This window comes from Luteibacter sp. P4_E6 (assembly GCF_056401535.1).
In genome coordinates this window covers 1-5,624 of record NZ_JBFUJE010000256.1, presented here as the reverse complement: position 1 = coordinate 5,624, position 5,624 = coordinate 1, and the positions used below count along the sequence as shown (strand labels likewise).

Sequence of the window (5,624 nt, the reverse complement as noted above, 5' to 3'; positions counted from 1 at the left end):
GATCGGCGTCTACTGTGAGGTCTGGGCCTGGGATCATGCGCCCGACGAGATCCGCGGCTTCAACCCGCGCGGCGTCATCCTCTCCGGTGGCCCCGAGTCCGTCACCGAGGACGAGTCCCCGCGCGCGCCGCAGCTGGTCTTCGAGCTGGGTGTGCCGGTGCTGGGCATCTGCTACGGCATGCAGACCATGGCCGAGCAGCTCGGTGGCAAGGTGGAAGCCGGTCATCATCGTGAATTCGGTCCGGCCACGATCACCTTCGCCAGCTGCGCGCTGTTCGACACCGTGGTCGAGGAGGGCGAGTCGCTCGGCGTCTGGATGTCCCACGGCGACCGCGTCACCGCGATGCCGGAAGGCTTTGCCGCCACGGCGTCGACATCGAGCCTGCCGCTGGCTGCCATGGCCGACGACGAGCGTCACTTCTATGGCGTGCAGTTCCACCCGGAAGTGACCCACACCAAGCGCGGCCTGGAGCTGCTCCGCCGCTTCGTCGTCGACATCTGTGCATCGGCCACGCTGTGGGACGCCGCGCACATCATCGAAGATTCCGTCGCCCGCGTGCGCGAGCAGGTCGGTAGCGACCGCGTGCTCCTGGGTCTCAGCGGCGGCGTCGACTCTTCGGTCGTGGCCGCCTTGCTCGAGAAAGCMATCGGTGACCAGCTCACCTGCGTCTTCGTCGATACCGGCCTGCTGCGTTTCCAGGAAGGCGACCAGGTCATGTCGACCATGGCCGAGCACATGGGCGTGCACGTCATCCGCGTCGACGCGAAGCAGCGCTACTTCGACGCACTCGCCGGCGTGGAAGACCCCGAAGCCAAGCGCAAGATCATCGGCCGCCTGTTCGTCGAGATCTTCGACGAGGAATCGGCGAAGCTCGAGAACGTGAAATGGCTGGCCCAGGGCACGATCTACCCTGACGTCATCGAGTCCGCCGGCAGCAAGACGGGCAAGGCCCACGTTATCAAGAGCCACCACAACGTCGGTGGCCTGCCGGAGCACATGAAGCTCAAGCTGGTCGAACCGCTGCGCGAGCTGTTCAAGGACGAAGTCCGCCGCATCGGTGTCGAACTCGGCCTGCCGCGCGACATGGTCTACCGCCATCCTTTCCCCGGCCCCGGCCTGGGCGTGCGCGTCCTTGGCGAAGTGAAGCCCGAGTACGTCGACCTGCTGCAGCGTGCGGATGCGATCTTCATCGAAGAGCTGCGCAAGCATGGTCTGTACGACCGGGTGAGTCAGGCGTTCGCTGTGTTCCTGCCGGTGCGCTCGGTGGGCGTGGTGGGCGACGGTCGCGCCTATGAGTGGGTCATCGCGCTGCGCGCCGTCGAGACGATCGACTTCATGACGGCACATTGGGCGCACCTGCCGTACGACTTCCTTGATACGTGCTCGACTCGTATTATCAATGAGTTGCGTGGTATTTCTCGTGTGGTTTATGACATCTCGGGGAAGCCGCCGGCGACGATTGAGTGGGAGTGATCGCTCCGCTCTCTACTGGACGGACAGGTTCCTATTCGCGAACAGTCGGGCCCTCCAAGGGGTTGACCCGCCGCGGATGGTTGAGCGATGAGCGTGATCAGGATCCTTGGCGGCTACGGCGTGTTCGGCGGTCGCCTTTGCGCGAAGTACGTGGGCCAGGCACGGGTTGTTCCGCTCCGTCTCGTTTCGCGGGCCGGACAATCTTCACCGGGTTCCGCGACGATGACTCCACGGGACCGCTCTACCGGCAGGTGCTTGGCTCGGCCTTCGACGCGCTTCCGTCTCGGCTGAAGGAACTGCGAAACGGCGGTGGAGTGGCCACGCGGAGGTTCGCCATGGCGGCGGGATGCTGGCGCGGGCCATTCGGGCGATGGTGGGATTTCCGCAGACCGCCCCGGATGTGCCCGTCACGGTGACGTTTGCGCCCGAAGATGGCGTCATTCGCCCTTGCGCTGGTGGTCGATGGAGGGAGGCTTTGCCTGGTTCCGCGGCGATGGTCGCTACTCGGCATTCCGACGCCCGCTTTCCTGCTGCCTCGTGGAGTGAGCTTCGAGTACGAGGATGGCGGTTGGTTTCATTTCGATGTGGAGATCTCGGCGCCGACGGTCGGCCTGATCGCGGCTTACAAGGGGTCGCTTGAGCTCGACATTCTGTCGGGCACATCGTTGACTACAAAGGCGCGGCGGAGTCGGGAATCGGCTGACACGGGCTCGGGGCGTTATCTGACATATCGACGCTATATATATCTTTAATATCAACGTCTTGGGTAGGCTTCTCTATGTGGTCTATCCCATCTTTTCCGTGCCGAAGGGCGTCGGGACAATGAAAAGGCGGACGTTGTAGTGGAATATATTTTTACCTTGAAGTACGAGTTAGCCGACAAGGGCTGCGATCCCTGCCGGCTTGTCGAGCAGCTGGGCGAAGCCGGGTGCCGAGATGTGCTGGTCGGCATGGGACGACAAGGTCACCTCGCTCTGGAGTGTGTCCGTGATGCTGAAAGCGCCGATGCTGCAGTTCAGAGCGCGGTCGCTGATATACAGCGTGCCCTGCCTTTGGCGAAGCTGCTTGAGGTGGTGTCGGACCCCGCGCGAGCTCGCGCATGATCCAGATTGGTAGAATATGTAATCTTCGTGATACTTTAAATCCACTTAAGGTCACGCAAAGCGTACATATGCCCACCCCGCATGCTGCTCCCGCGGCTGCGCGTCGAGCGCTTCGGAAGCTCGGCGCCGACATTCATGACGCCCGCCGTCGCCGACAACTAACGATGGCGGTGGTGGCGGATCGCGCATTTACGTCCCGCGCCACGCTCCAGCGCGTCGAGGATGGCGACCCGTCCGTAGGCATGGGTATTTACGCCGCCGTTCTCCATGCGCTTGGGCTGCTTGACGGGCTAGCAGCCCTAGCCGACGTCAGCGCTGACACGCAAGGGCAGATTCTGGGCGCAGCCCAGCTTCCCAAGCGAGTGAGACTTCCTCGCGGAGGCAAGAGCGATGTCTGATGTCGAAGTGCACATTGAACTCCAAGGCACAAACAGGCTCGTAGGTCTCCTTCGGCACCGTTCATCCGGCCGCGGTGAAACCGCGACTTTCGAGTACGCCGATGAATGGCTAGGCAGCGACGTCTGCTTTTCCGTCGAGCCTGCTCTTCGGTTGACGAAGGGTCTGTTTGCGCCACCGCCGGGCTTGACGCTTTTTGGCTCCCTGGGCGATTCGGCTCCCGATACCTGGGGCCGTCGTCTCATGCAACGCGCTGAACGGCGAAACGCTGAGCACGCGGGACGTCGTGTGCGAACCTTGGGTGAGCTGGATTATCTACTGGGCGTCTCCGACGAAACTCGACTTGGCGCGATGCGTTTTCGCCGGGTTGGGGAAGACATCTTCCAGGCGCCCGATCGCGGCGTTCCTCCCGTTGTGGAGCTGGGTCGTCTTCTTCAGGTTACCGAACGGCTTCTGAGAGACGAGGAAACCGATGAGGATCTGAGGCTGATCTTCGCCCCAGGATCCTCACTAGGTGGCGCAAGACCGAAGGCCTCGGTGCTCGATCAGCATGGCCACCTGTCGATCGCGAAGTTTCCCAAGGACAGCGACGAATACAGCATCGAGACCTGGGAAGAGGTGGCTCTCCGTCTCGCCGAGCGTGCGGGCATCGAAACGCCTCATCACGAGCTCGTCCAGATCGCGGGAAAAGCGGTCCTTTTGTCGCGTCGATTCGATCGCCGGGGCACGGCTCGTACGCCGTTCCTTTCCGCCATGTCGATGCTCGGGGCACGTGACGGCGAGCGCGGTAGCTATCCCGAGCTTGCCGACGCCCTGGCGGCACACGGTGCAAGAGCGCGCGCCGATGCGGAGCAGTTGTACCTCCGCGTCGTCTTCAGTGTCCTCATCTCGAACGTCGACGATCACCTACGCAATCACGGTTTCCTGTGGCAAGGAAGTGACGGCTGGATCCTGTCGCCCGCGTACGACCTGAATCCGACACCAGTCGACATGAAGGCACGTGTCCTGGCAACGAACATCGATCTCGACGAAGCGACGTGCTCGGTCGATTTGCTCGAGAGCGCTTCAGGGTTCTTTGGCCTTCAGCTATCCGTGGCACGCAAGATCATTCGTGGCGTGGCCGAGGTGACCAAGACATGGCGGGATGTCGCTCGTGAGGTAGGTAGTCGTGAAGCGGAGATCCGCCGGATGGAGAGCGCCTTCGAGCACGACGATCTGGAGAAAGCGCTTAGCGTCGGCTAGTTCCTGCCTCAGTGATGCACCTTTGCAGTCTTCGCTCCAGGTTGCCGCAACGGATGTGAATCGGCGAACGCCGGCAGCTCGAAGCAACGCTTACCCAGTGCCGTCACCTGGGGAAACGCCGTAACGTCCAGTTGATAAAGCTCGGCCAGGACGATCTGACCGGCGACGCAGATATCGGCGATCGTTGGCATGGCACCCAGTGCGAACGGWGCGGCGGGGCGTCGCGTAAGAAGCCGCTCGTAGGTGGCAAGACCTTCCGTCGTCCAATGCTTGCACCATGCCTCGATCGCTGCCGTATCGGCGCCGAATGCTTCGCCGAGTTGCTTGCGCACGCGCGGCACGATCAACGGATGGGCATCGGCGACGGAAACCAGGGCGAGTGACCGGGCATAGGCTCGCTCTTTTGCATCTACCGGCAGGATGCGCGGCTCTGCCTGGATTTCGTCGAGATACTCCATGATCGCCAGAGACTGGAAAATGCGGTGTCCGTCGTGAACCAGGGTGGGCACGACATGCCCCGCATTCACCGCGGCGTAGTCGGGATCGAACTGTCGTCCGGACAAGATGTCGATGTCGATTTCTTCGAAGGGCAGCTTCTTCAACGCAAGAGCGACCCGGGCACGGAACGCCGCGTTCGAGCGCCAGAAACCGTAGAGTTGGATGGTCATGGGATGGGTCCTTGCAAGCAGGAATATTTACTATATCCAATAAATGGATACTATACACCAGAGCCAATATCTGGTAAAAAATGGCTATAGCCAATAATTTGCGGCGACCGTCTGAGGTGCCTCCGTGGACTATCCCATCCAGATTTCCAACCAGCTGCGCGAGTATCTACGTGCACTCCGAAAGGAGCGCGGACTGACGCAGGCGGCTCTTGGTCAACTCGTCGGGGTAGGTCAGGCCAGAATCGCGGAGATCGAGAATAACCCGGGCGTCGTCAGCATCGATCAGTTAATGAAGCTCCTTTCGGCGCTCCGGGTTTCCCTGGTATTGCGTGAGGGCGGTTCACCGCCGAGCCTTCAGGCGACAGGGGAGTCCATCACATCCCGAAAGGGTGACTGGTAATGGCGACATTGAACGCATGGATGAACGGTGAGCACGTTGGGATGTGGCGGGTCGATCGCGGGTCTCACACCTTCGCCTATGCGCCGTCCTGGCTGGAATCCGACAGGGCGCGACCCCTTTCCCTGTCATTACCGTTCACTCCGACGCTCACCGTCACCGGTTCTGTCGTCGAGAATTACTTCGATAACCTGTTGCCCGACAACGATCGTATTCGCGAGCGTGTTGGCAGGAGATTCGGCACCCGCTCGCTCGATGCCTTTACGCTACTCGAGGCGATCGGTCGCGACTGCGTGGGCGCCGTACAGTTACTTCACGACAACTCGGTGCCAGATGGCTGGAAC

General features: G+C 61.7%; 8 protein-coding genes. 7 read left to right on the top strand and 1 reads right to left on the bottom strand.

Going from position 1 to position 5,624, the window contains the following annotated elements:
* The 5 genes from guaA to AC1DT2_RS14685 all read left to right on the top strand — a co-directional run.
* Positions 1-1,474 (top strand): glutamine-hydrolyzing GMP synthase (gene guaA, locus AC1DT2_RS14705; RefSeq protein ID WP_477297102.1); only part of this gene is annotated, 1,474 nt, incomplete at its 5' end.
* Positions 1,475-1,905: 431 nt separating this feature from the next.
* Positions 1,906-2,226: a DUF4166 domain-containing protein gene (locus tag AC1DT2_RS14700; RefSeq protein WP_477297101.1), complete on the top strand. Its 321-nt coding sequence runs from the start codon at positions 1,906-1,908 to the stop codon at positions 2,224-2,226.
* 90 nt (positions 2,227-2,316) lie between these two features.
* On the top strand, positions 2,317-2,577 hold the full coding sequence (locus tag AC1DT2_RS14695) for a hypothetical protein (protein ID WP_477297100.1): 261 nt from the start codon (positions 2,317-2,319) through the stop codon (positions 2,575-2,577).
* Complete coding sequence (locus AC1DT2_RS14690) at positions 2,574-2,975, top strand: helix-turn-helix domain-containing protein (RefSeq protein WP_477297098.1); 402 nt, start codon at positions 2,574-2,576, stop codon at positions 2,973-2,975. Before AC1DT2_RS14695 ends, AC1DT2_RS14690 begins: the two co-directional genes overlap by 4 nt.
* Positions 2,976-3,261: 286 nt before the next feature.
* Positions 3,262-4,215, top strand: coding sequence for a type II toxin-antitoxin system HipA family toxin (locus AC1DT2_RS14685; protein WP_477297097.1), 954 nt, complete (start codon positions 3,262-3,264; stop codon positions 4,213-4,215).
* 8 nt (positions 4,216-4,223) lie between these two features.
* Here the strand turns inward: AC1DT2_RS14685 and maiA are convergent, their stop codons facing one another.
* Positions 4,224-4,883, bottom strand: coding sequence for a maleylacetoacetate isomerase (gene maiA / locus AC1DT2_RS14680; RefSeq protein ID WP_477297095.1), 660 nt, complete (start codon positions 4,881-4,883; stop codon positions 4,224-4,226).
* Positions 4,884-5,007: 124 nt separating this feature from the next.
* Between maiA and AC1DT2_RS14675 the strand changes: the two genes are divergently transcribed.
* Both AC1DT2_RS14675 and AC1DT2_RS14670 read left to right on the top strand, forming a co-directional pair.
* Complete coding sequence (locus AC1DT2_RS14675) at positions 5,008-5,283, top strand: helix-turn-helix domain-containing protein (RefSeq protein ID WP_213947312.1); 276 nt, start codon at positions 5,008-5,010, stop codon at positions 5,281-5,283.
* Positions 5,283-5,624: HipA N-terminal domain-containing protein (locus AC1DT2_RS14670; protein ID WP_477297093.1), on the top strand; the 342-nt coding region annotated here is incomplete at its 3' end. The genes AC1DT2_RS14675 and AC1DT2_RS14670, both read left to right, overlap by 1 nt.

Bases quoted from the DNA above. Each gene is read 5' to 3' on its own strand.
- AC1DT2_RS14690 (WP_477297098.1), top strand. From the start codon at position 2,574: ATGATCCAGATTGGTAGAATATGTAATCTTCGTGATACTTTAAATCCA.
- AC1DT2_RS14700 (WP_477297101.1), top strand. From the start codon at position 1,906: ATGGCGTCATTCGCCCTTGCGCTGGTGGTCGATGGAGGGAGGCTTTGC.